We start from the raw sequence: 23,965 nt of genomic DNA on the forward strand, positions 1-23,965 counted from the left end.
CTCCCGCACTGACATCTATACTTATCCTTTTGAATTTCTTTTCTCATGGGAGGAGTCATGCGGTGGATCCTGTTCATCTTCTTTTGTCTGCTGAGCGTCCCGGCTCAGGCGGTGACAATACCCGGTGTGACGTCAACAGCGTCCACCAGCCCACAAACAGAACCAGCGCCTGAACCTGACGTTGAACAAAAGAAAGCCGCCTACGGTGCGCTGGCAGACGTTCTGGAGAATGAAGCTTCCCGTCAGGAGTTGATTGGCCAGTTGCGAAAAGTCGCGGCAACTCCTCCTCCCGATCCCGTACCAACTATCGTCCCACCCACACTGACTGAAGAAAAAACAGTTCTGGAAAACGTTACTGATATCAGCCGTCATTACGGTGAAGCTCTCTCCGGCCGCTTTGCTCAGCTTTATCGCAACATCACTGATGCGCCGCATAAAACCTTTAATTCGCAAACGTTCACCAATGCCCTGACCCATTTTTTAATGCTGGCTGTTTCGGTATTCGGATTTTACTGGCTGATACGCCTGTGTGCGTTGCCGTTATATCGAAAAATGGGGCAATGGGCGCGGCGGAAAAACCGCGAACGCAGCAATTGGCTACAACTTCCCGCAATGATCATCGGCGCGTTTATCATTGATTTACTACTGCTGGCGCTCACGCTGTTTATCGGACAGATACTGAGTGACAGAATGAACGCCGGTAGCCGTACCATCGCTTTCCAGCAAAGCTTGTTTCTCAATGCTTTCGCGCTGATTGAGTTTTTCAAGGCTATTCTGCGCCTGATATTTTGCCCGACAGTGGCAGAACTACGCCCCTTCAACATTCAGGATGCGGGCGCACGCTACTGGAATCGGCGTCTGAGTTCATTAAGCAGTCTGATTGGCTATGGACTTATCGTGGCGGTTCCCATCATTTCTAATCAGGTCAATGTGCAGGTCGGCGCCATGGCTAACGTTATCATCATGTTATGTATCACGCTGTGGGCGCTGTATCTGATTTTCAGGAACAAGAAAGAGATAACACAGCATTTGCAGAATCTGGCGGAGCGCTCGCTGGCTTTTTTTAGCCTGTTTATCCGCGCCTTTGCGCTTGTCTGGCACTGGCTGGCCAGTGCTTATTTTATTGTGCTGTTTTTCTTTTCACTGTTTGATCCAGGCAACAGCCTGAAATTTATGATGGGCGCGACGCTACGCAGCCTGGTGATTATCGGTATTGCGGCGTTTGTATCCGGTATGTTCTCCCGCTGGATAGCCAAAACGATTACGCTATCGCCACACACCCAACGCAGCTATCCGGAACTACAAAAACGACTCAATGGCTGGTTGTCGACGGCGTTAAGCGTTGCGCGGATCCTGACCGTCTGCGTTGCGGTAATGCTGCTACTTAATGCCTGGGGTCTGTTCGATTTCTGGAACTGGCTGCATTACGGCGCGGGAGAAAAAACGGTTGATATCCTGATCCGCATCGCGCTGATATTATTCTTCTCCGCCATCGGCTGGACGATCCTCGCCAGCCTGATTGAAAACCGACTGGCATCGGATATTCATGGCCGCCCGTTACCCAGCGCACGAACCCGAACTCTGCTCACACTGTTTCGCAACGCGCTGGCGGTGATTATCAGCACTATCACCATTATGATCGTACTGTCAGAAATTGGCGTCAATATCGCTCCGTTACTGGCGGGCGCAGGTGCACTGGGTCTGGCGATTTCTTTCGGCTCACAGACGCTGGTGAAAGACATTATTACCGGGATTTTTATCCAGTTCGAAAACGGTATGAACACCGGTGATTTAGTTACCATCGGTCCGTTAACCGGTACGGTTGAGCGCATGTCTATTCGCTCGGTAGGCGTGCGGCAGGACACCGGGGCGTACCATATCATCCCCTGGTCTTCGATAACGACCTTCGCCAACTTCGTGCGGGGGATTGGGTCAGTAGTCGCCAATTACGACGTTGACCGGCATGAGGATGCTGATAAAGCCAATCAGGCGCTAAAAGATGCAGTCGCCGCTGTGATGGGCATGGAGGATATCCGGGGACTCATCATCGGTGAGCCGTCATTCGCCGGAATTGTCGGCTTAACGAATACGGCGTTTACGCTACGGGTCTCCTTTACCACACTACCGCTGAAGCAATGGACCGTGCGTTTCGCGCTCGACAGTCAGGTGAAAAAATATTTTGATCTGGCCAATGTTCGCGCGCCGGTGCAGACCTATCAGGTACTGCCTGCACCGGGAAATAGCTCAACGCAGTCCGGTGGGCAACTGCCGCCAACTGAGCCTACGATTTAGCGTTTACGCGTCATAAAACGTCGGCGCTGATCGTTATCCATAAAGGTCCAGGCAATAAAGCGACTCTGCTTTTGCCCCTGGGCCATCTCTTTTTTAACCACTTTCACCGCACCTGCGTCCGTTAACGCATGATACAGCGGTGGCAAATTTTCACCGCGCGATACCAGCGTTGTGAACCACATGACCTGCCGACCAAAGGTCTGGCTTTCAGCGATCATTTTCTTGATGAATGCCACTTCACCGCCTTCACACCACAGCTCCTGCTGCTGTCCGCCAAAGTTCAGCGCATCATCTTTGTCCTGCCCCAGATTGCGGCGTTTGCGCTCGCTTCCTGCACGGGCGGAGGCTGCAGAATCGTGGAATGGCGGATTGCAAAGCGTGGCTTCGTACTGTTCATTTTTATGAATAATACCGGTGAAGATAGCCGACGCATCTTTCTGACGACGCAAACGGATAGCCCGGGTTAACCCAGGGTTAGCGTTGATGATCGCCTGTGCGCTACTAAACGCTTCGTCACTGGTCTCACTACCGGTAAATCGCCAGCCATATTCATGCACGCCGATAAGCGGATAAATACAGTTTGCCCCCACCCCGACATCCAGCACGCTCGCATTGGCAGGAATAGTTCCCGTCGTTTCCCCCAGTAGATCGGCCAGATGATGAATGTAATCCGCACGCCCCGGCACTGGCGGACACAGGAAACCTTGCGGAATATCCCAGTTTGCCACCGCATAATAATGTGCCAGCAATGCTTTGTTCAGCGCCTTCACAGCCTGGGGATTCGCGAAATCAACGCTCTGCTCACCACCCGGTGTAAGGGTGAGAAATTGCGTCAGTTCGGGCGTAACCTGGCATAAAGTCGCAAGATCATAACGGCCATTGTGGCGGTTTCGTGGGTGTAATCCCGGTTTCTGGGGGGGCATAGCTTTCTCCTTTTAACAGCGGCGTAAGATACCCGCATAACGCTAAGTGGTAAACACACACAACAGGGAATCTCGAATTAATTAGGGTATAGCGCTGATTAACACAAAATGAGTTGTTCAAAAAATGCGCAGTTCAACATCAATTTTTTGCGTTAATTGTCATGTGATGACGTCCTAAACTTATCAGGTACTACCTGTTGTTTCTCAGAGGATATCATCATGAAAAAATGCCTCACATTACTTGCCGCTACCGTACTCACCGGCATGACATTTGCTTCTTTTGCTGCACAGCCCATCACCAGTCCTGCCACCGGTCCACTACAGGCTTCCGGCACAGTATCCGCTACAGGGGCGTCCAACCTGAGCGATCTTGAAGATAAGTTAGCGGAAAAAGCGAAGGAGCAAGGCGCAAAAGGCTTTGTGGTTAATTCTGCTGGCGGCAAAAACCAGATGTATGGTACAGCAACTATCTATAAGTAACTCACCCTCAGCTCAACTGCATTCGCCCTGAATGCAGTTTTCTTTTTGATGTTCTCACCACTACCCGCACAAAATGTGACCATCATGTTGGAATTTTGAATCCAATGTAAATAAATGTATTTATTTTTGAATTAATGAATGCTAAAAAGCTGCACTGATTAGCAATGCTAATCAAAATCATTATCAATTACATCTTTCATTCCGGCGAGACCTGCAGGGCACAACATCCACAGAGATGTCCCTTCGCATGAGTGAAACCTTCTACTCAAAAAATAATAAGTTACTCATTAATATGGATAAAAATCGCAATTTGCCGTCCAGTAGTTTTCACTCCCTCACCTTTTTTGCCGGGTTGTGCATTAGCCTGACTCCGGTAGCTCAGGCTGTCGCCGCGGGTGATCAAGATAAGAAACAGGAAGATACGCTGGTTGTAGAAGCGGCTAAGCCATCGCTGTATGCCCCTACGCAGTCTGCCGATCCGAAATTTTCTCGTCCGATTGCGGATACCACACGCACCATGACGGTAATTTCTGAGCAGGTTATCAAGGATCAAGGGGCAACAAATCTGACCGATGCGCTGAAAAACGTACCGGGTGTGGGCGCATTTTTCGCCGGTGAAAACGGAAACTCCACCACCGGTGACGCTGTTTATATGCGCGGAGCTGATACGTCAAACAGCATTTATATTGACGGTGTTCGTGATATCGGTAGCGTCACACGCGATACTTTTAACACCGAACAAGTTGAAGTGATTAAGGGCCCTTCCGGTACCGATTATGGTCGCAGCGCGCCAACCGGCTCTATCAATATGATCAGCAAACAGCCGCGCACCGACTCTGGAATTGATGCGTCTGCCAGCGTAGGCAGCGCCTGGTTCCGTCGGGGTACGCTTGACATTAACCAGGTCATCGGTGACACCACTGCGGCACGTTTAAATCTGATGGGCGAAAAAACGCACGATGCCGGACGCGATAACATTAAAAACGAGCGCTATGGCGTTGCCCCATCTATCGCCTTTGGGCTAGGCACCGAAAATCGACTTTACCTGAACTATCTGCATGTCACCCAGCACAACACACCAGACGGAGGCATTCCCACAATTGGTCTGCCGGGCTACTCTGCGCCTTCTGCAGGGACTTCCGCCCTGAACCATTCCGGGAAAGTGGATACAAATAATTTCTACGGTACCGACTCAGATTACGACGACTCGACGACCGACACCGCGACTATGCGGTTTGAGCATGATCTGAACGACAGCACAACCATTCGTAACACCACGCGCTGGTCACGTATTAAACAGGATTACCTGATGACTGCGGTAATGGGTGGTGCGTCAAACATTACGCAACCGACCAGCAGCGTCGATACATGGACCTGGTCACGCCTGTCGAATACCAAAGATGTCAGCAATAAGATCCTGACTAACCAGACTAACCTGACCTCAAAATTTTATACCGGCTCTGTCGGGCATGACATCAGCACTGGCGTAGAGTTGACGCGCGAAACACAGACCAACTACGGCCTGGTTCCACTCACGCCTCCACCGGTTAATATTTACCATCCCAACAGCAACGTGAACCTGGGCGGATTGTCCCGCAATGGCGCAAACGCCAACGGTCAGACTGACACCTTCGGCATTTACGCCTTCGACACCCTGCAAATTACCCGTGATATCGAACTGAACGGCGGTATCCGACTGGATAATTATCGTACCGAGTATGACAGCGCGACTGCATGCGGCGCTTCTGGTCGTGGCGCAGTTGCGTGCCCGGCAGGGGTAGCTAAAGGGTCACCAGTCACCACCATTGATACCGCAAAGTCAGATAATCTGGTGAACTGGAAAGCCGGTGCGCTTTATCATCTGACCGATAACGGCAACGTTTACATTAACTACGCCGTTTCTCAGCAACCGCCGGGCGGCAGCAACTTTGCCCTTGCCCAGAGCGGAACAGGTAACAGCGCAAACCGTACCGACTTCAAACCGCAAAAAGCGAAAACCAGCGAGATCGGCACCAAGTGGGAAGTACTGGATAAACGTCTGCTGTTAACCGCAGCGATTTTCCGCACGGATATTGAGAACGAAGTTGAACAGAATGACGACGGGACCTGGTCCCAGTACGGAAAGAAACGTGTTGAAGGGTACGAACTCTCTGTCGCAGGTAATATCACTCCTGCATGGCAGGTGATTGGGGGTTATACCCAGCAGCGTGCTACGGTGCACAACGGTAAAGATGTTGCCCAGGATGGCTCATCCTCGCTGCCGTATACTCCGGAACATGCGTTCACGCTGTGGAGCCAGTATCAGGCCACTGATGATGTTTCCGTAGGCGCAGGCGCACGCTACGTTGGCAGCATGCATCGCGGCTCTGACGGTGCGGTGGGTACACCATCCTATACCGAAGGGTACTGGGTAGCCGACGCCAAGCTGGGTTACCGAGTGAACCGCAATCTCGACTTCCAGTTGAACGTCTACAACCTGTTCGATACCGATTACGTATCCTCAATCAACAAGAGCGGATACCGTTACCATCCAGGTGAACCAAGAACCTTCCTGCTCACCGCCAACATGCATTTCTGATCCATTACGTGGGGCGCAAGCCCCACTCTCAGGAGAGACACTAATGATGTACCACATTCCCGGCATCCTGTCGGCGCAGGATGTAACCTGGTTTCGCGAACAACTGAGCACCACAGGGTGGGTTGATGGCCGCGTAACCACGGGCGCTCAGGGGGCGCAGGTTAAGAATAACCAACAGGTTGATACACGCGACGAACGCTATGCAGCATTGCAACAAGCAGTGCAGAACGCCGTTAACAACAACGCGCTTTTCTTTGCCGCTGCACTGCCAAAAACACTTTCAACTCCGCTGTTCAATCGCTATCAGAACAACGAAACTTACGGTTTTCACGTCGATGGTGCGGTACGCAGTCACCCGGAAAACGGCTGGATGCGTACAGATCTGTCTGCCACCTTATTCTTAAGCGATCCCGACAGTTACGAAGGTGGAGAACTGCTGGTGAATGACACCTACGGTCAACACGCGGTGAAGCTCCCGGCAGGCGATCTGGTTCTCTACCCCTCCAGCAGCCTGCATTGTGTAACGCCGGTCACTCGCGGCATTCGCGTCGCTTCATTTATGTGGATCCAGTCTATGATCCGTGATGATAAAAAACGCGCAATGCTCTTTGAACTGGATAAAAACATCCAGTCCCTGAAGTCACGCCATGGAGAAAACACAGAGATCCTTTCCTTGCTCAATCTCTACCATAACCTGCTGCGTGAATGGTCCGAAATCTGATACGTCTCCCTGATGGTCGTTTTTCACCCATAGCATTCGCTATACTTATTTGTATACCGACTATGGGGAGGCATATATGGCATCCGGATGGGCAAATGACGACGCGGTAAACGAACAGATCAACAATACTATTGAAGATGCTGTTGCCCGCGCCCGGGGTGAATTACCCACGGGAGAAAGTCTTTATGAGTGTGAGGAATGTGGTGATCCTATCCCTCAGGCCAGACGTGAGGCCGTTCCTGGCGTGCGCTTATGCATCACCTGCCAGCAGGACAAAGATTCACATAATTCGGCTTTCTCAGGATATAATCGCAGAGGTTCGAAAGACAGCCAGCTACGTTGACCTATCTTTACCGAAAGTTTCAGCGCATACGATTTACTTTACGAGCACGGTTTTTCACACACTGTGTAGCAAAATGTGCCGTCCAGACTTTCTCTGTAAAGTGCAATGGCAAGAACTGTAAATCTCCCCTTCTAATTTATTAATATTCAATAAGTTATTTGTCATTCAATTTATTTGATGGATGCCGTCAATTCTATTCGATTTTCTCTCACATAAAAAAGCGTGATACTTCTCACATCGACAGAACAACGTCTACTTAACAAAACAACTGACTAACAGAACAACCTGCGAGAGATTAATCATGAAAAATATCAAATATGCTGTTGCCGCCATCGCCCTCTCTACCCTGTCATTTGGCGCTTTTGCTGCCGAGCCGGTTACTTCAACCCAGGCACAAAGCATGAATAAAATTGGTGTGGTATCCGCTGATGGTGCCAGTACGCTGGATGGCCTGGAAGCAAAACTGGCTGAAAAAGCTGCTGCCGCAGGCGCTAGTGGTTACAGCATCACGTCCGCTGTCGGCAAAGACAAAATGAGCGGCACCGCGGTTATCTACAAATAACCAACAGAATTTTTGTAGTACCCAATGCTCCAACCCTCATTGACCCTGTTTGTTACCCTTTGTTTGCCCGTCCGTCACTGGACGGGCTTTTTTTTGCCTACTGTTCCAGTTGTTGACGGAATTCCTGCAACACGGCATCCGACATGCCTATTTGCTGTGCCGCTTCGCAAATAGCCTGCCAGCTTCCGGCGTCAAGCGGGATCCCCTGAGCCAGTCGCTCCTGACGGGTATTCACCTCCCACTCACCCGGTAACAGAATGGGCGCATCCTCAGCATGCGGCGACGCTTTTACCCATTCAGCAAAGGCCGAAACCTGATTATCGCAGTCCGGTGCGCCAAATAATTCCGGGTTAATAATGATAGTCGTCATGCAGTTAATAATGGCGTCAGCGCTATCCTGTAAACTTTCTTTGTGCGTTGTTTTACCACCAGAAAGTGCACCACCCATGATTTCGCACATTGCTGCCAGCGCATAGCCCTTGTGCTGGGCGAAAGTCAGTAGCGACCCAAGCGGCGAAACCTGCATGACAGCCGGATCGGTGGTCGGTACACCATCAGCATCGATCAGGCATCCCGCTGCAACCGGCTCCCCTTTATGCCATGCCACGCGCGTTTTTCCGAAGGCAATGGCGCTGGTAGCGTAGTCCAGCAGCAGCGGGAAGGCATTTTTACGCGGAAAAACAACGCAGAAGGGGTTGGTGCCAAAACGACTATCACGACCATTAAATGGTGCGACCATCGGAATCCCCACCACATTCACAAAGTGAACAGAGACAAAACCCGCTTCCGCACATTGCTCCGCCCAGTAGCCAATTCGCCCGATATGATGAGAGTTATGTAGCGCCACAGCTGCAATACCGTACTGGCGTGCTTTTTCAATACCCAGCGTGATGGCTTCATGCGCTGCCACCTGACCAAATGCACAATCGCCATCAAGCGTGATCACTGCCCCCGCATCTTTCACCACTTTCGCATGACGGTTGATCTGCAAATGCCCCTGAGAGAACGAGCGGATATAGCTTGGGATCATCCCAATACCGTGAGAGTCATGTCCGGCCAGGTTCGCGGCAATCAGATGATCGGCAACCAGTCGCGCTTCTTGCTCAACGCTTCCCATTTGGCGGAAAACGGCCTGAATAAAAGCGTGCAACGTTGGCACATGGAAGCGATGTCCACTGTTCATTGTTATCTCCTGTTATGTTGCGTGTTTGTTGTGTTTCTTATTTTTCAACAAACTATGCTGCGCCACGATGACCAGGAGATCAATAAACGTGCAGAAATTTCACGTTACAGGAAGGGGGAAGAGCCGACGGGTCAGGCAACGACCCGTCGGAAGAGTCAGATAATCAGAAGCATTGTTCGACGCGGGTAACCCCTTCAGCCAGCGTCCCGACTTCGCCGGTTGCCACCAGGCAGCACGCCATCTGAATTTTCAACGAGGCCGGTATCGGCTCGCTTCCGGCAAGACAACGCTCAATCCAGCGAGCCGTTGTTTCAGGATCTTTTGCCACTGGCAATGGCACCGGCTCGTCCGGCATATCACTCTGCCTGTCCTGCAATACCCGAACGCCGGAATAGTCTATCAAGCTTATCTGTGGGCAACGCTGAGGGTTGGCATACACTTCACCTTCCGTACCATGCATCAGCAGGCCACGCCCCCCGATATCGCCAAAGAATTTCGCCACCCGCGACACATATTCCGGGTGCGAAACACTGGAAAGGCGCAGCGCAACGTCCTCAGCAAACGGCGTGGCTAATTTCGCCAGCGTATGCGCACTGTTGCGTACGCCCATCCGCCAGCGCATCGCCAGCTGTTTCTCCAGTGGAGGGCATAAGGCACTCACCGGGATAAACACCGGCTCATGTCCATCCAATTTTGCCTGTGCCTGCCCGGCATGCAGCGTTGGCGCAATGCCCAGCAGTTCAAAAATGGTTTCCGTCAGTACGCGAGTCGGATCCTCACTGACACCGTGTACCACCACCGGGAAGCCCAGCTTATGCAGCAAAATGGCCAGCAGCGGGGTCAGGTTCGCCTGCTTACGCGCCCCGTTGTAGGAAGGAATAACAATTGGCATGGGTTTGGCGACAGGCGGTGTCAGACGAATAGTATGGTTTTGCATCGCCTCATAAAAACCGAGCATCTCCGCTTCCCCTTCCCCTTTGATACGCAGCGCAATTAATACGCCGCCCATCTCAAGATCGGGCACGTCGCCATTCAACATGTGGGTATACAGTCCGCGAGCGGTATCCTGGTCCAGGTCACGCGCGTGATTTTTTCCTCGCCCAATCTCTTTAATGATTTTGCGGTAATCCATCGAAAACTCCTTGCCTGTTGCTCACATCGTTAACGCCGCCGACGGCGCGTGGGTTTCGCTTTTTCTTTTGGTTTTACTATAACGTCTGGCACAGCAGGTTGCTCTATAGGAAAAATGGGTAACGCATTCAGTAAACGCTTACCATAGTTTTTGGTCAATAAACGCTTGTCATAAATAACCACTTCACCCCAGCAGCCGTGGCTACGAATGAGTCGCCCGACCTGCTGGATCAAATTGAACGACGCCGCAGGTAAACTCTGCACCTCAAAGGGATAACGATTCAGGCTTTTCAGCCACTCGCCTTCGGTAATCACCACCGGGCTGTCGATAGGTGGAAACGCAATTTTGTGGATATGCACCTGAGTCAGCAACTCGCCTTTCAAATCTAAGCCTTCGGCGAAAGACTGTAAGCCAACCAGCACGCTACGTTCACCGCTTTCCACTCGCTTACGGTGCAGCTCCACCAGACGATAACGCGGTTGATCGCCCTGTACCAGCAACAACAGGCGCAGATCGGTCACATGCTCAAGAAAACGCTGCATAGCGCGCCCGCTGGCAAACAGCACCAGCATGCCCTGATGTTTTTTGCTTTCCAGTTGCTCGCGAAAATAGGCTGCCATTTCCGCTATATGCTGCTCTTCATTATCAATCAATGGCTCATAGCGCATCTGAGGAATAACGATCTTGCCTTGCTCGACATGATTAAACGGTGAATCGAGCGCGACAAACCTGTCTCCTGCTTTTTCTTTCAGGCCGCTCATTTCCTGCAGGCGCGAGAAACTGTTGAGCGAGCGTAAGGTAGCTGAAGTGACAATAATATGCGGTACGCTGCGCCACAGCAGCCGTTCAAGCTGATCGCTGACGCGGATCCCCACGCAGTGGAACCAGACATGGATCTGTCCGTCACGCACATCGCGCGTCACCCATTTAGTCACCGGCGCACCTGATGATTGCGCAAGCGACGCCAGCCGCCACAGTTTGCTTTGCGCTTCAAACATGCCCAGCGCCCGGTTCATCTGCAAAATGACCCGGTGCAGACGCACGATATCGTGGCTGCCGGTTTTTTCGCTGAGATCGTTGAGGAACAGTTCCGCCAGACCGCGCAACATTTCCGTCAACTTCGCCAGACGCTGACAAATTTCCATCACTTCCGCAGGCAACTCGCCCATTGCAAAGCGGTGTTCGGCCTCCTGCGTGGCGGGCAGATACAGATTGAGAATGTTGTTTAATGAAGCGATCAGTTCGTACAGTTCTTCGCAGTGGGCGTTCAGCCGCTCAGGATTAGCCAGCGGTGGCATGGTTTTCGGACGGAACTGCTCCAGGCAGGTAGCGACTAATTTGCTGAACAGATCCAACTGGAGTCGATACCAGGGTGCCGTAATTTCCGCACTCATTTCCAGCGCATCGCGTGCAACATCTGGCAAGTGGTGACCTTCATCAAGAACCAACAACAGGTTTTTCGGTTCCGGTAAAACGGCCTCGCTTTCCATAGCCGCCATCACCAGTGCGTGGTTCGCCACCACCACTTCAGCTTCCTGAATTTCCCGGCGGGCAACAAAAAATGGACATTCACGATAGTAGTGACAGTTACGGTTCAGACAACTGGCTTTATCGGTGCTCAGACGCTGCCAGAGTCCGTCGTCAATGGCGATATCCGTATGGTCGCGAAGCCCGTCCCACTTGTAGCTGTCGAGATCGCCTTTCAGCCTGGCACAGCGCTTTTGTTCTTCCTGGTTATTTGGCGTCAGTTCATCGTCGAGGAACGCCAGCAGATCCTGCTGATTAGGTTCGGTACTGGCTAATGCAGCTAAATTTCGTGGACAGACATAGCGTCCGCGACCAAAGGCAGCGGTAAAACGCAGATCAGGGATAATTTTTCGCAGCAGCGGCAGATCTTTACTGTAGATTTGATCCTGCAACGCAACGTTGGCGGTGCTGACCACCAGCGTTTTTTGTTCTTCACGCGCAATGGCAATACCGGGGATCAGGTACGATAACGTTTTCCCTACGCCAGTCGGTGCTTCAATCGCCAGATGCCGCCCTTCTTCTCCAGTCAGCGTTTTAGCGACATCAGCAATCATCTGCCGCTGTGGTGCTCGGGGAATAAAGTCGGGGATCTGTTCCTGAAGCGCCTTATACCAGGCGGCAATTTGCGCTTTTAGCGCAGCAGTTAATGCCATGAGAAAACCTGAAATACTGTATAAACAGCCACTATTGTGGCACATTTCAGGCGCTGGATGTACCTTTTTCCCCCAAACTGGAAAGCGCTTCGCAACTCGGGTTCACTTTGCCGGATGTCGGCTTACGCCTTATCCGGCCTGCATTTATACATATTGCAGGCCGAATAAGCGTATCGGTTAATAGTATCCCAGTAGCTTCCACCACAGCATACCCACGGCAAAAATGATAATCACATTCACCGTCACCACGCAGAGGTTGATTTTGTAAAAGCGCGGTCGTTCAAAATAACCTTGCGCAAAATAGATTGGGCCAGGTCCGCCGCCATACTCCGTATTACCCCACATCAGATTGCTGAAAATACCGAAGCAAATAGCCACCATCATCGGCGGTGCGCCTGCAGCGATCGCGGTGGCCGCAAAAGGTGCGTACAGCGCCGCTACATGTCCGGTCGCGGTTGCAAAGAGATAATGGACGTAAATATAGAGGATCCCCAACATAATAAAGGACTCTATCGCGCCAAATCCCTGAATACCGCTACCCAGTTTGATCGTCATCCATTTAATGAAGCCCAGATCGGCAAGCCCGGTCGCGAGGCTGATAATGACGCTAAACCAGATCACCGTATCCCAGGCCGCATGGTCATTGAGCAGGCTTTTCCAGCTCACGGCGCCCGAGGCGAACAGATAAGCAGCCAATCCCAGTCCGACTGACGTCGCAGACAATCCTGTGATCAAACTGGTGCCCCAGCCAACCAACGCCAGCACAAAGCCGAAAGCGACTTTTTTCTCGTTGCTGCTCATCGCGCCGAGTTCCCCCAGCGCCTGCTTACCCATCGCTTTTGCCTCTGGCGTACGCTTAAGCTCAGGATCCAGCAACTTATAAACCAATAGCGGCATCAGGCAAAAACAAACCATCGCCGGGACCACTGCGGAAACAAACCACCCGCCCCAGGTTATCTCAACGCCTAATGAGGATTTCGCCAGGCTCGCCACCAGCGGATTCGCCGCCATCCCGGTGAGAAATATCGCCCCGGTAATCGGCGTAAACTGAAAGCACACCATGGTTAAGAAATCGCCAATACGTTTGCCCGTTACCCCAGGAGCCGAACCCAGCACATCATTAATTGAACGCGTGATAGGGAAAATAATCCCCCCGGAACGCGCGGTCACCGACGGCATTGCCGGGGCCATAATCAGATCGGAAACCCCCAGCGAGTAGGCGATACCCAGACTGCTACCGCCAAAAAGCGACAGCATCTTATACGCAATACGTTTCCCCAGACCCGAGGTGACAAACCCCAGAGAAAGGACATAGGCGCAGAAGATGAGCCATACCGTGCCGGAAGCGAACCCGGAAAGCGCTTTCGCCTCTGGCAATGTTTTGGTAAAAATCACCACGCAAAGCGCAATCAACATGACCGCCCCCGAAGGGAGCGGTTGGGTCAAAATGGCGGCAATAGTGGCGGCAAAAATAGCAAACATATGCCAGGCCTGAGGCGTCAGCCCCTCAGGTACGGGATAAAACCAAATGATTCCGCCAATCGCCAGCGGTATCAGGAATGACAGAATGGATTTTCCCGTGACAGAATTCGTTGACATAAAAATATCCTTATTCCGTTAGCCCGAGATAATTCATTTCCGCGACATATATTTGGCCAGCACCTGATCGACCATCGCGGGTGCCATCCCCAGGTAATTTGCCGGGTCGGTCAGCTCCTCAATCAACTGCGGATCCAGACGTTCTGAGACTGACGGCATCGCATTCAGTACATCGGCCAGTCGTCCCCCCTGTTCATTAACGATACGGCAGGCGTCGTACACTACGTCATGCGCATCCTGACGGCCAATATATGGCGCCAAACCCATCATGACCGCTTCGGCCACAATCAAACCATTGGTCATACCGAGGTTACGTTTCATCGCCGCTTCATCAACCACCAGCCCCCCCAGCATAAAGTTGGCCTGATGCAACGCCCCCGCGCTGAGGACGAAACTTTCCGGGATAGCAATCCACTCGGCATGCCACGGCCCGGTTGCCCGTTCCAGGTCCTGTACCATCGCATCCAGCATGAGCCCTGCTTGCTGACGTACGCCTTTGGCACAGGCCAGCATCAGCTCACTGGAGATAGGGTTTCGTTTCTGCGGCATGGTGCTGCTGGCGCCGCGTCCTTTAACAAACGGCTCGTACAGTTCGCCAAACTCGTTTGATGCCATCAGCATCACGTCATAAGCGATCTTGCCCAGAGAACCAGTCATAACCGCCAGCAGGTTTACGGCTTCAGCAAAACCATCGCGCGCGACGTGCCAGGTAGATGTAGGTACATTGAGTCCCAGCTCTTCCATCATGGCTTTTTGTACCGCCAGCCCTATATCGCCCAACGATGCCAGCGTACCGGCTGCGCCAGCAAATTCACCGACCAGCACACGTGGACGCGCCTGAGCAAGACGCTCGGCATGGCGTTCGAACATATCCAGCCAAATGGCAGCTTTATAACCGAAGGTCACTGGCAGCGCCTGCTGCAGATGAGTTCTCCCCGCCATTGGCGTATCGCGGTACCGACGAGCAAGATCGGCCAGCGCCGCACGAAGTTTGTCCATATCGGATTCGATTAATGCAAAAGCATCACGAATTTGCAGCACTACCGCAGTGTCCATAATGTCCTGGGTGGTCGCCCCCCAGTGCACGTAACCGCCGGACTCTCCGGCCTGTTTTGAAATCTGATGCACCAGCGGCAGGATCGGATAACCCACAATTTCGGTTTCATGACGCAGCAAATCAAAATCAAGCGTATCGGCATTGCATTTCTCAGCAATTTCCTGCGCCGCAGCTTCGGGTATCACGCCACAGCGTGCCTGGGCTTTAGCTAATGCCACTTCCACTTCCACGTATTTGCGCACCAGTTCGCGATCGTCAAACACCGCGCGCATTGCAGGTGTACCGAAAGAATCCCTGAACAGAACAGAATCAAGCACATTCGAAGCCATAAATCCCCCTGGAAAATCTGATAATGATAAGATGCGTGTTTCAGGCCGTTTGTTGGAAGAACAAAGACCGCCACAATGTCCAGACATACAACAATGTCCGTACATTTAAATGTACGGACATTTATAGTATTCACGAGGAATGTATGGAATAGTCCGTACATATTTTTGTGATGAAGATCATTAATTTTTTGATGAAACTGCGATGAAAGAATCTCTGTACAAGCGAATAGCACGTGAACTGGCGCAGCAAATATCGGTGGGTACTTTTGCCCCAGGCTCGCTGTTTCCCACAGAAATGGAGCTGTGTGAAACATGGCAGGTCAGCCGCCACACCATACGAGAGGCATTGAGGGAATTAACGGAACAGGGGTTGATTTCACGCCGTAAAGGCGCAGGAACCCGCGTTTGCGAACCACAGGCAAACGGCGTCAACCACCCATTATCGCATCTTGAAGATCTGTTACTGCTGGCGAAAAACAATCTGCGCGTGATTAAAAAAATCGATGAAATTGTCGCGGATATTGAGCTTTCCCAGATGATTGGTTGTCCGCCGGGCTCCCGCTGGCTGCACATTGCCAGCACCCGCGAAGATGCGCAAAACCCGGACGCGCCAATCTGCTGGACCGACAGTTATGCCAGTACGGATTACGCCAAGCTGCGCGCTTACATCCGCAACGATCCACACTCGTTAATTAGCGATTTGATCGAAACCCATTACGGTATTAAAAGCCATGAGGTACATCAGACGATTACAGCCGTGGGCGTGCCTAAAAAGGTGGCGAAAATCCTCAACGTAGAACCTGATTCACCGGCGATGAGAATTGTGCGTCGCTATATGGACAGGGAAGGAAAGGTATTTGAAACGACGATTTCGATTCACCCGGCAGGACGGTATACCTGCTCAATCGTGCTGAAACCGCAGAGTTCAGGTGAGTAAAAAAACCTGCCGACATGGCAGGTTTTTCATTCGATTACTGTGCTGAAGACGGTCTGCGAGGACGACGTGGCGGACGAGGCTTATCGCCTGCCGGTTTGCCTTCACTGATGCGCGGCTTCGCTTTTGGCGCTCCGCCATCCTGACGACGCGGTTGCTGACCACGCCCTGCACCACCCTGTCCGCGGCCACCACCACCGCCACGCTGTTGGCGTCCGTTCTGGATCGGCTCAGCTTTGATGGACGGGTCCGGCTCGTAGCCCGGGATAGCAATACGTGGGATCTCTTTTTTCAGTAGCTTCTCGATATCACGCAACAGTTTGTGCTCATCGACGCACACCAGAGATAACGCTTCACCCGTTGCCGCCGCACGGCCGGTACGACCAATACGGTGTACATAATCTTCCGGCACGTTCGGCAGCTCGTAGTTCACTACGTGCGGCAGTTCTTCAATATCCAGTCCGCGCGCGGCGATATCGGTCGCCACCAGAACCCGAATATCACCGGATTTAAAATCGGCCAACGCACGCGTACGCGCACCCTGAGATTTGTTACCGTGAATGGCTGCACTGCGAATGCCGTCTTTATTCAGCTGTTCTGCCAGGTGGTTAGCGCCATGTTTGGTACGGGTAAAGACCAGTACCTGCTGCCAGTTACCCTGGCCAATCATCTGCGACAACAATTCGCGCTTGCGTTTTTTATCAACGAAATGAACGTGTTGAGTAACCTGCTCAGAAGCGGTATTACGACGGGCCACTTCAATTTCCAGCGGGTTATGCAGCAGCTTTTCAGCAAGCGCTTTGATATCGTCAGAGAACGTTGCAGAGAACAGCAGGTTCTGACGTTTTGCCGGCAATTTTGCCAGTACGCGACGAATATCATGGATAAAGCCCATATCCAGCATACGGTCCGCTTCATCCAGCACCAGGATCTCAATCTGATCCAGTTTGACCGCGTTCTGATGTTCCAGATCGAGCAAACGACCGGGAGTCGCCACCAGCACGTCAACGCCGCCACGCAGTTTCATCATTTGCGGGTTGATACTCACACCGCCAAAAACCACCAGTGAGCGGATATTCAGATACTTACTGTAATCGCGGACGTTTTCACCAATCTGCGCAGCCAGTTCACGCGTTGGTGTCAGAATCAGCGCACGCACCGGGCGACGGCTTTTGCCATGCGGCTGATGGGTAATAAGATGTTGTAGCAGCGGCAGGGTAAAGCCTGCTGTTTTACCTGTACCAGTCTGGGCGCTGGCCATCAGGTCACGGCCTTCCAGCACTGCGGGAATTGCCTGCTGCTGAATAGGGGTTGGTTCACGGTAACCCTGCTCGGCAACGGCGCGCAAAATATCAGGATTTAAACCAAGGGAATCAAAAGACATAACTACTCCGAACCGCCCCGACCGTTACCGGTGTCGTTTTCAGGGAGATACTCGCAAAAGAGATGACAAAAACCACAATGTCATGAAGGGGCGGAGTGTAGCAGTTTTTGTGATGTACCGCATAAATTATCCCGCCAGCCGAAAAAACAAAATAAACCACCACACTGGACAATATCGAACATCAGTCATAATCTTAATCAATCGATTGATTAAGATTATGACCGTGCAATGAATACACCAACCATGACAACAAAAGGTGAACAGGCAAAGAACCAGCTCATTGCCGCCGCGCTGGCACAATTTGGTGAGTATGGCCTGCACGCGACGACGCGCGATATTGCCGCCCTGGCCGGGCAGAACATTGCCGCAATTACCTACTATTTTGGTTCAAAAGAAGATTTATATCTTTCCTGCGCCCAGTGGATTGCTGATTTTATCGGTTCACAGTTTCGTCCCCACGCAGAGGAAGCTGAGCGCCTGTTTGCCCAGCCAGAGCCGGATCGGGCGGCAATGCGCGAACTTATTCTGCGCGCCTGCAAAAATATGATCATGCTGTTAACCCAGGACGACACCGTTAATCTGAGTAAATTTATTTCGCGTGAGCAGCTTTCGCCCACCGCCGCTTATCAACTGGTGCACGATCAGGTACTCAATCCTCTACATACACACCTGACACGCCTGATTGCTGCCTATACTGGCTGCGATGCCAACGATACCCAAATGATCCTGCACACCCACGCCATACTCGGCGAGGTACTGGCCTTCCGGCTGGGTAAAGAAACCATACTGTTACGCACTGGCTGGTCACAATTTGATGAAGATAAAGCCGCGCTGATTTCCCAAACGGTCATCTTTCACATCGATCTTATTCTGCAAGGTTTAACGCAAAGGAGTCTGGACTCATGAAAAAACCTGTCGTTCTTGGGCTGGTTATCGCGACACTCGTGGCCGTGATTGCCGGTGGAACGTGGTGGTATCAAAGCCGACAAGATAACGGCCTGACCCTGTACGGCAATGTCGACATCCGTAGCGTCAACTTAAGTTTTCGTGTTGGTGGCAGACTGGCCTCGCTGGCCGTTGACGAAGGTGATGCCATTACCGCCGGTCAGGTGCTGGGCGAGCTGGACCATGCCCCATACGAAAACGCACTGATGCAGGCAAAAGCCAATGTTGCCGCTGCACAGGCGCAATACGACCTGATGCTGGCAGGGTATCGTGAGGAAGAGATCGCACAAACCGCAGCAGCCGTGAAACAGGCTCAGGCGGCATACGATTACGCGCAAAACTTCTACAACCGCCAGTCAGGATTGTGGAAAAGTCGCACGATTTCCGCCAATGACCTGGAAAACGCCCGTTCTGCACGCGACCAGGCGCTGGCCACACTGAAATCTGCCCAGGATAAACTTTCGCAATATCGCAGCGGTAACCGCCCACAGGATATCGCCCAGGCGAAAGCAACACTCGAACAAGCTCAGGCCCAGCTGGCGCAGGCTGAACTTGATTTGCATGATACAACTCTCACTTCACCGTCTGACGGCACGTTGCTAACCCGAGCGGTCGAACCCGGCAGCATGCTGAACGCGGGCGGCACCGTGCTGACACTATCGCTTACCCGCCCGGTCTGGGTTCGCGCCTATGTTGACGAACGTAATCTGAGCCAGGCACAGCCAGGACGAGAAATTCTGCTCTATACCGATGGCCGTCCGGATAAACCGTATCACGGTAAAATAGGCTTTGTATCTCCTACCGCAGAGTTTACGCCCAAAACGGTTGAAACCCCGGACCTGCGTACCGACCTGGTTTATCGCCTGCGTATTGTTGTGACAGATGCGGATGATGCATTACGCCAGGGGATGCCTGTCACGGTGAAACTCAGTGACGAGGCGCGGCATGAATGACGCCGTCATTACGCTTAGTGGACTGGTCAAACGCTTCAAAGGCCTGGAAAAGCCGGCGGTTGCACCGCTCGACTGTACCATTCACGCTGGCTATGTCACCGGTCTTGTAGGGCCAGACGGCGCAGGGAAAACGACCTTAATGCGTATGCTGGCGGGCCTGTTGAAGCCAGATGACGGTAGCGCGACAGTGATCGGTTTTGACCCGATAAAAGACGATAGCGCGCTGCATGCAGTGCTGGGCTACATGCCGCAAAAATTTGGCCTGTATGAAGACTTGACCGTCATGGAGAATCTCAATCTCTATGCCGATTTACGTAGCGTGACCGGTGAAAAACGCAAAGAGACCTTTGCCCGTCTGCTGGAGTTTACCTCACTGGAGCCATTTACCGGGCGTCTGGCAGGAAAGCTCTCCGGCGGGATGAAACAGAAGCTGGGTCTTGCCTGTACCCTGGTTGGTGAGCCAAAAGTTCTGTTGTTGGATGAACCAGGCGTTGGTGTGGACCCCATTTCTCGTCGCGAACTGTGGCAAATGGTGCACGAACTGGCCGGGGACGGCATGCTGATCCTCTGGAGCACTTCCTATCTTGATGAAGCCGAGCAGTGTCGTGATGTGCTGCTGATGAACGAAGGTGAACTGCTGTATCAGGGCGAACCGACCCGACTTACGCAAACCATGGCGGGACGTAGCTTTTTAATGAGCAGTCCGCAGGAAAACAACCGGAAGCTGCTGCAACGGGCGTTAAAACTGCCGCAGGTCAGCGACGGGATGATTCAGGGCAAATCTGTTCGACTGATCCTGAAAAAAGAGGCGACAGCGGATGATATTCGTCATGCCGATGGCATGCCGGAGATTAATATCACCGGGACTGCCCCACGCTTCGAAGACGCCTTTATCGATTTGCTCGGCGGAGCGGGAACCTCTGAATCTCCGCTGGGCGCCATCCTGCACACCGTGGAAGGAAAAGCGGGTGAAACGGTCATTGAGGCCAAAGCGCTGACCAAAAAATTTGGCGACTTTGCCGCCACCGACCATGTGGATTTCGCCGTACAGCGCGGTGAAATTTTTGGCCTGTTAGGGCCAAACGGGGCTGGCAAATCCACCACCTTTAAAATGATGTGTGGCCTGCTGGTCCCCACTTCCGGTAAAGCACTGGTGCTGGATATGGACCTGAAAGTCAGTTCAGGGAAAGCGCGCCAACATTTAGGCTATATGGCGCAGAAATTCTCCCTGTATGGCAACCTGACGGTTGAACAGAATCTGCGCTTTTTCTCTGGCGTTTACGGCCTGCGCGGTCGTGCGCAGAAAGAAAAAATTGATCGTATGAGCGAGGCGTTCGGCCTGAAAAGCATCGCCTCCCATGCCACTGACGAGTTGCCTCTGGGGTTTAAGCAGCGTCTGGCGCTGGCCTGCTCACTGATGCATGAACCCGATATCCTGTTCCTTGATGAACCGACCTCCGGGGTCGATCCCCTCACCCGCCGGGAGTTCTGGCTGCATATCAACAGCATGGTGGAAAAAGGCGTTACGGTGATGGTTACCACCCATTTTATGGACGAGGCGGAATATTGTGACCGTATCGGACTGGTGTATCGCGGTAAGCTGATTGCCAGCGGCACACCGGATGACCTGAAAGCGCAAGCCGCTGATAATGATACGCCGGACCCGACCATGGAGCAGGCGTTTATCACGCTTATCAATGACTGGGATAAGGAGCATGCGCATGAGTAACCATACTCTTTCCTGGCGACGCGTGCGTGCGCTGTGTGTGAAAGAAACGCGCCAGATCGTTCGCGACCCCAGTAGCTGGCTGATTGCCGTGGTGATCCCGCTACTGCTGTTGTTTATCTTCGGCTACGGCATTAACCTCGACTCCAGCAAGCTTCGGGTGGGGATTCTGCTCGAACAACAGAGCGAAGAGGCACTGGACTTTACCCACGCCATGACCGGCTCGCCATATATTGACGCCACCATTAGCGATAGCCGCAAGGAATTGATTGAGAAGATGCAGGCCGGGCGAATTCGCGGACTGGTGGTTATCCCGGTAGATTTTGCTCAGCAGATGGCGCGGCCAAACGACATCGCCCCGATCCAGGTGATCACCGATGGCAGCGAACCCAACACAGCTAACTTTGTGCAGGGCTATGTGGAAGGCATCTGGCAGATTTGGCAAAAACAACGGGCGGAAGATCGGGGAGAATCATTCGAGCCGCTGATTGACGTGCAAACGCGCTACTGGTTTAACCCGGCGGCCATCAGCCAGCACTTTATTATTCCTGGCGCAGTCACCATCATTATGACGGTGATTGGCGCGATCCTCACCTCATTAGTGGTTGCGCGAGAATGGGAACGCGGGACGATGGAAGCACTGCTCTCTACTGAAGTGACCCGCGTCGAATTACTGCTGTGCAAACTGATCCCCTATTACTTTCTTGGCATGCTGGCGATGCTGCTCTGCATGCTGGTGTCGGTGTTTATTCTTGGTGTTCCCTACCGCGGTTCGCTGCTGATCCTGTTTTTTATCACCAGCCTGTTCTTGCTCAGCACGTTAGGGATGGGATTGCTGATCTCCACCATCACCCGCAATCAGTTTAACGCCGCACAGGTGGCACTGAACGCCGCTTTCCTGCCGTCGATTATGCTGTCGGGATTTATCTTCCAGATAGACAGCATGCCGGCAATTATCCGCGCGGTGACCTACATTATCCCCGCCCGTTATTTTGTCAGTACCTTGCAAAGTCTGTTTCTGGCGGGAAATATTCCGGTAGTGTTGATTATCAACGTGCTGTTTTTAATCGCTTCGGCGGTGATGTTTATTGGTCTGACGTGGCTTAAAACCAAACGTCGGCTGGATTAAGGGGACAGGCATGTTTCATCGCTTATGGACATTAATTCGCAAAGAGCTGCAATCGCTACTGCGCGAGCCGCAGACACGCGCAATCCTGATTTTACCGGTGCTGATTCAGGTCATCCTGTTTCCTTTCGCTGCAACACTGGAAGTGACCAACGCCACTATCGCCATCTATAACGAAGACAACGGCAAACATTCGGTGGAGTTAACCCAGCGTTTTTCCCGCGCCAGCGCCTTTACTCATATCCTGCTGCTGAAAAATCCGCAGGAGATCCAGCCCACCATCGACACGCAAAAAGCACTACTGCTGGTGCGTTTTCCGGCCGATTTTTCGCGCAATCTGGATACCTTCCAGCAGGCGCCCATGCAGCTAATCCTCGACGGGCGTAACTCTAACAGCGCGCAGATCGCCGCAAATTATCTGCAGCAGATCGTCAAAGAATACCAGCAGGAGCTGATGGAGGGTAAAGCTAAACCGAACAACAGTGAACTGGTGGTGCGTAACTGGTATAACCCGAATCTGGATTATAAATGGTTCGTGGTGCCGTCACTGATCGCCATGATCACCACTATCGGCGTAATGATCGTCACCTCGCTGTCGGTTGCCCGCGAGCGCGAACAAGGTACGCTGGACCAACTGCTGGTTTCCCCGCTCACCACCTGGCAGATTTTCATCGGTAAAGCGGTGCCTGCGCTGATCGTTGCCACTTTTCAGGCCACCATCGTGCTGGCAATTGGCATCTGGGCGTATCACATCCCCTTTGCCGGCTCGCTGGGGTTGTTCTACTTTACGATGGTGATTTATGGGTTGTCGTTGGTGGGCTTTGGTTTACTGATTTCATCGCTGTGCTCAACACAGCAACAGGCATTTATCGGCGTTTTTGTCTTTATGATGCCCGCAATTTTACTCTCAGGGTACGTCTCTCCGGTCGAAAATATGCCGGTATGGTTGCAGAACCTGACGTGGATAAATCCTATCCGCCATTTCACGGACATCACGAAACAGATTTACCTGAAGGATGCGAGTCTGAAGATTGTCTGGGGAAGTTTGTGGCCGCTTTTGGTTATTGCGGCCACAACCGGTTCAGCGGCGTATGCGATGTTTAGACGCAAAGTGATGTAGTTTCTTGTCTTTCGCCAGCAGTGAGACCACTGCGGGGCCGGCAAGGATAACCAGTCCCGCCAGTGCCAGTAACACGTTATTTTGCAGCACGCGGGACAGCAGCCACAGTACGATCATCGCCGCACCGAAATACCACGTGGTCGTGAGCTCTTCCAGCACATCGGCCACATCGCGCCAGCGCTGCTCATGATGACGCTGTAACGCCAGCATCAGTAAAACTGTTACGCCATAAATGACGCATAATCCCAGACCGACGCGCACCAGCGTGCCACTCATCCAGCCCATTACCAGCAACGCCACTACCAGTAAATGCAACACAATCTGCCAGCAACTAAGACCCGTTGCGACACGAACACGTTGTTGCCACCTCATGGCTTTTCTCCTGAAGGATTTTTAAC

At 52.4% G+C, this 23,965-nt stretch carries 20 protein-coding genes; 12 read left to right on the plus strand and 8 right to left on the minus strand.

Annotation, left to right across the window (positions count from 1 at the left end):
• Nucleotides 1-57: 57 nt before the first annotated feature.
• Nucleotides 58-2,292 carry a mechanosensitive channel protein gene (gene ybiO / locus SK36_RS13850; RefSeq protein ID WP_045441185.1) on the plus strand — a complete coding sequence of 745 codons (2,235 nt, stop codon included), beginning with the start codon at nucleotides 58-60 and terminating at the stop codon, nucleotides 2,290-2,292.
• Here the strand turns inward: ybiO and rlmF are convergent.
• Entirely contained in the window at nucleotides 2,289-3,215 is a 927-nt protein-coding gene (gene rlmF / locus SK36_RS13855; RefSeq protein ID WP_048221794.1) for a 23S rRNA (adenine(1618)-N(6))-methyltransferase RlmF, read from the minus strand. The genes ybiO and rlmF overlap by 4 nt on opposite strands.
• A gap of 219 nt (nucleotides 3,216-3,434) precedes the next feature.
• On the opposite strand from rlmF, the gene mcbA reads away from it, so the two are divergent.
• The 5 genes from mcbA (at nucleotide 3,435) to ybiJ (ending at nucleotide 7,899) form a co-directional block, all read left to right on the plus strand.
• Entirely contained in the window at nucleotides 3,435-3,695 is a 261-nt protein-coding gene (mcbA, locus tag SK36_RS13860) for a DUF1471 family periplasmic protein McbA (protein WP_045441183.1), read from the plus strand.
• 292 nt (nucleotides 3,696-3,987) lie between these two features.
• Nucleotides 3,988-6,273, plus strand: coding sequence for a catecholate siderophore receptor Fiu (locus tag SK36_RS13865; RefSeq protein WP_048222751.1), 2,286 nt, complete (start codon nucleotides 3,988-3,990; stop codon nucleotides 6,271-6,273).
• 43 nt (nucleotides 6,274-6,316) lie between these two features.
• Nucleotides 6,317-6,994, plus strand: a complete 678-nt coding sequence (gene ybiX / locus SK36_RS13870) for a PKHD-type hydroxylase YbiX (RefSeq protein WP_045441182.1) — start codon at nucleotides 6,317-6,319, stop codon at nucleotides 6,992-6,994.
• A gap of 76 nt (nucleotides 6,995-7,070) precedes the next feature.
• Complete coding sequence (locus SK36_RS13875) at nucleotides 7,071-7,337, plus strand: DksA/TraR family C4-type zinc finger protein (RefSeq protein ID WP_048221795.1); 267 nt, start codon at nucleotides 7,071-7,073, stop codon at nucleotides 7,335-7,337.
• Nucleotides 7,338-7,638: 301 nt separating this feature from the next.
• On the plus strand, nucleotides 7,639-7,899 hold the full coding sequence (gene ybiJ / locus SK36_RS13880; RefSeq protein WP_045441180.1) for a DUF1471 family protein YbiJ: 261 nt from the start codon (nucleotides 7,639-7,641) through the stop codon (nucleotides 7,897-7,899).
• Nucleotides 7,900-7,996: 97 nt separating this feature from the next.
• On the opposite strand, the gene SK36_RS13885 is transcribed toward ybiJ, so the two are convergent.
• From SK36_RS13885 to SK36_RS13905, 5 genes are all read right to left on the minus strand, one after another.
• Nucleotides 7,997-9,082, minus strand: coding sequence for a malate/lactate/ureidoglycolate dehydrogenase (locus SK36_RS13885; RefSeq protein ID WP_045441179.1), 1,086 nt, complete (start codon nucleotides 9,080-9,082; stop codon nucleotides 7,997-7,999).
• A gap of 163 nt (nucleotides 9,083-9,245) precedes the next feature.
• Entirely contained in the window at nucleotides 9,246-10,214 is a 969-nt protein-coding gene (gene ybiB / locus SK36_RS13890; RefSeq protein ID WP_048221796.1) for a DNA-binding protein YbiB, read from the minus strand.
• Between the two features lie 29 nt (nucleotides 10,215-10,243).
• Nucleotides 10,244-12,394 carry an ATP-dependent DNA helicase DinG gene (gene dinG / locus SK36_RS13895; protein WP_048221797.1) on the minus strand — a complete coding sequence of 717 codons (2,151 nt, stop codon included), beginning with the start codon at nucleotides 12,392-12,394 and terminating at the stop codon, nucleotides 10,244-10,246.
• Nucleotides 12,395-12,571: 177 nt separating this feature from the next.
• Nucleotides 12,572-13,993 carry a DASS family sodium-coupled anion symporter gene (locus tag SK36_RS13900; RefSeq protein ID WP_048221798.1) on the minus strand — a complete coding sequence of 474 codons (1,422 nt, stop codon included), beginning with the start codon at nucleotides 13,991-13,993 and terminating at the stop codon, nucleotides 12,572-12,574.
• 33 nt (nucleotides 13,994-14,026) lie between these two features.
• Nucleotides 14,027-15,379 carry a class-II fumarase/aspartase family protein gene (locus SK36_RS13905; protein WP_048221799.1) on the minus strand — a complete coding sequence of 451 codons (1,353 nt, stop codon included), beginning with the start codon at nucleotides 15,377-15,379 and terminating at the stop codon, nucleotides 14,027-14,029.
• Nucleotides 15,380-15,581: 202 nt separating this feature from the next.
• On the opposite strand from SK36_RS13905, the gene SK36_RS13910 reads away from it, so the two are divergent.
• Nucleotides 15,582-16,316 (plus strand): GntR family transcriptional regulator, encoded by a 735-nt coding sequence (locus tag SK36_RS13910; RefSeq protein ID WP_048221800.1) that lies wholly within the window; start codon nucleotides 15,582-15,584, stop codon nucleotides 16,314-16,316.
• A 34-nt stretch (nucleotides 16,317-16,350) separates the two neighbouring features.
• On the opposite strand, the gene rhlE is transcribed toward SK36_RS13910, so the two are convergent.
• Entirely contained in the window at nucleotides 16,351-17,697 is a 1,347-nt protein-coding gene (gene rhlE / locus SK36_RS13915; RefSeq protein WP_048221801.1) for an ATP-dependent RNA helicase RhlE, read from the minus strand.
• A gap of 228 nt (nucleotides 17,698-17,925) precedes the next feature.
• Between rhlE and cecR the strand changes: the two genes are divergently transcribed.
• The 5 genes from cecR to SK36_RS13940 are packed head-to-tail and all read left to right on the plus strand — an operon-like array spanning nucleotide 17,926 to nucleotide 23,567.
• Nucleotides 17,926-18,603 (plus strand): transcriptional regulator CecR, encoded by a 678-nt coding sequence (cecR, locus tag SK36_RS13920; protein WP_048221802.1) that lies wholly within the window; start codon nucleotides 17,926-17,928, stop codon nucleotides 18,601-18,603.
• A complete protein-coding gene (gene hlyD, locus SK36_RS13925; protein WP_048221803.1) occupies nucleotides 18,600-19,595 on the plus strand; it encodes a secretion protein HlyD in 996 nt (331 codons plus the stop codon). Before cecR ends, hlyD begins: the two co-directional genes overlap by 4 nt.
• Nucleotides 19,588-21,324, plus strand: a complete 1,737-nt coding sequence (locus tag SK36_RS13930) for an ATP-binding cassette domain-containing protein (RefSeq protein ID WP_048221804.1) — start codon at nucleotides 19,588-19,590, stop codon at nucleotides 21,322-21,324. Before hlyD ends, SK36_RS13930 begins: the two co-directional genes overlap by 8 nt.
• Entirely contained in the window at nucleotides 21,317-22,450 is a 1,134-nt protein-coding gene (locus tag SK36_RS13935; protein WP_048221805.1) for an ABC transporter permease, read from the plus strand. The genes SK36_RS13930 and SK36_RS13935 overlap by 8 nt, the downstream gene beginning before the upstream one ends.
• A 10-nt stretch (nucleotides 22,451-22,460) precedes the next feature.
• A complete protein-coding gene (locus SK36_RS13940) occupies nucleotides 22,461-23,567 on the plus strand; it encodes an ABC transporter permease (protein WP_045441168.1) in 1,107 nt (368 codons plus the stop codon).
• Here the strand turns inward: SK36_RS13940 and SK36_RS13945 are convergent.
• Nucleotides 23,529-23,939 carry a YbhQ family protein gene (locus SK36_RS13945; protein WP_045441167.1) on the minus strand — a complete coding sequence of 137 codons (411 nt, stop codon included), beginning with the start codon at nucleotides 23,937-23,939 and terminating at the stop codon, nucleotides 23,529-23,531. The genes SK36_RS13940 and SK36_RS13945 overlap by 39 nt on opposite strands.
• Between the last annotated feature and the right edge of the window lie 26 nt (nucleotides 23,940-23,965).

It is taken from the genome of Citrobacter sp. MGH106, from assembly GCF_001037495.1.
Taxonomy (GTDB): domain Bacteria; phylum Pseudomonadota; class Gammaproteobacteria; order Enterobacterales; family Enterobacteriaceae; genus Citrobacter; species Citrobacter murliniae.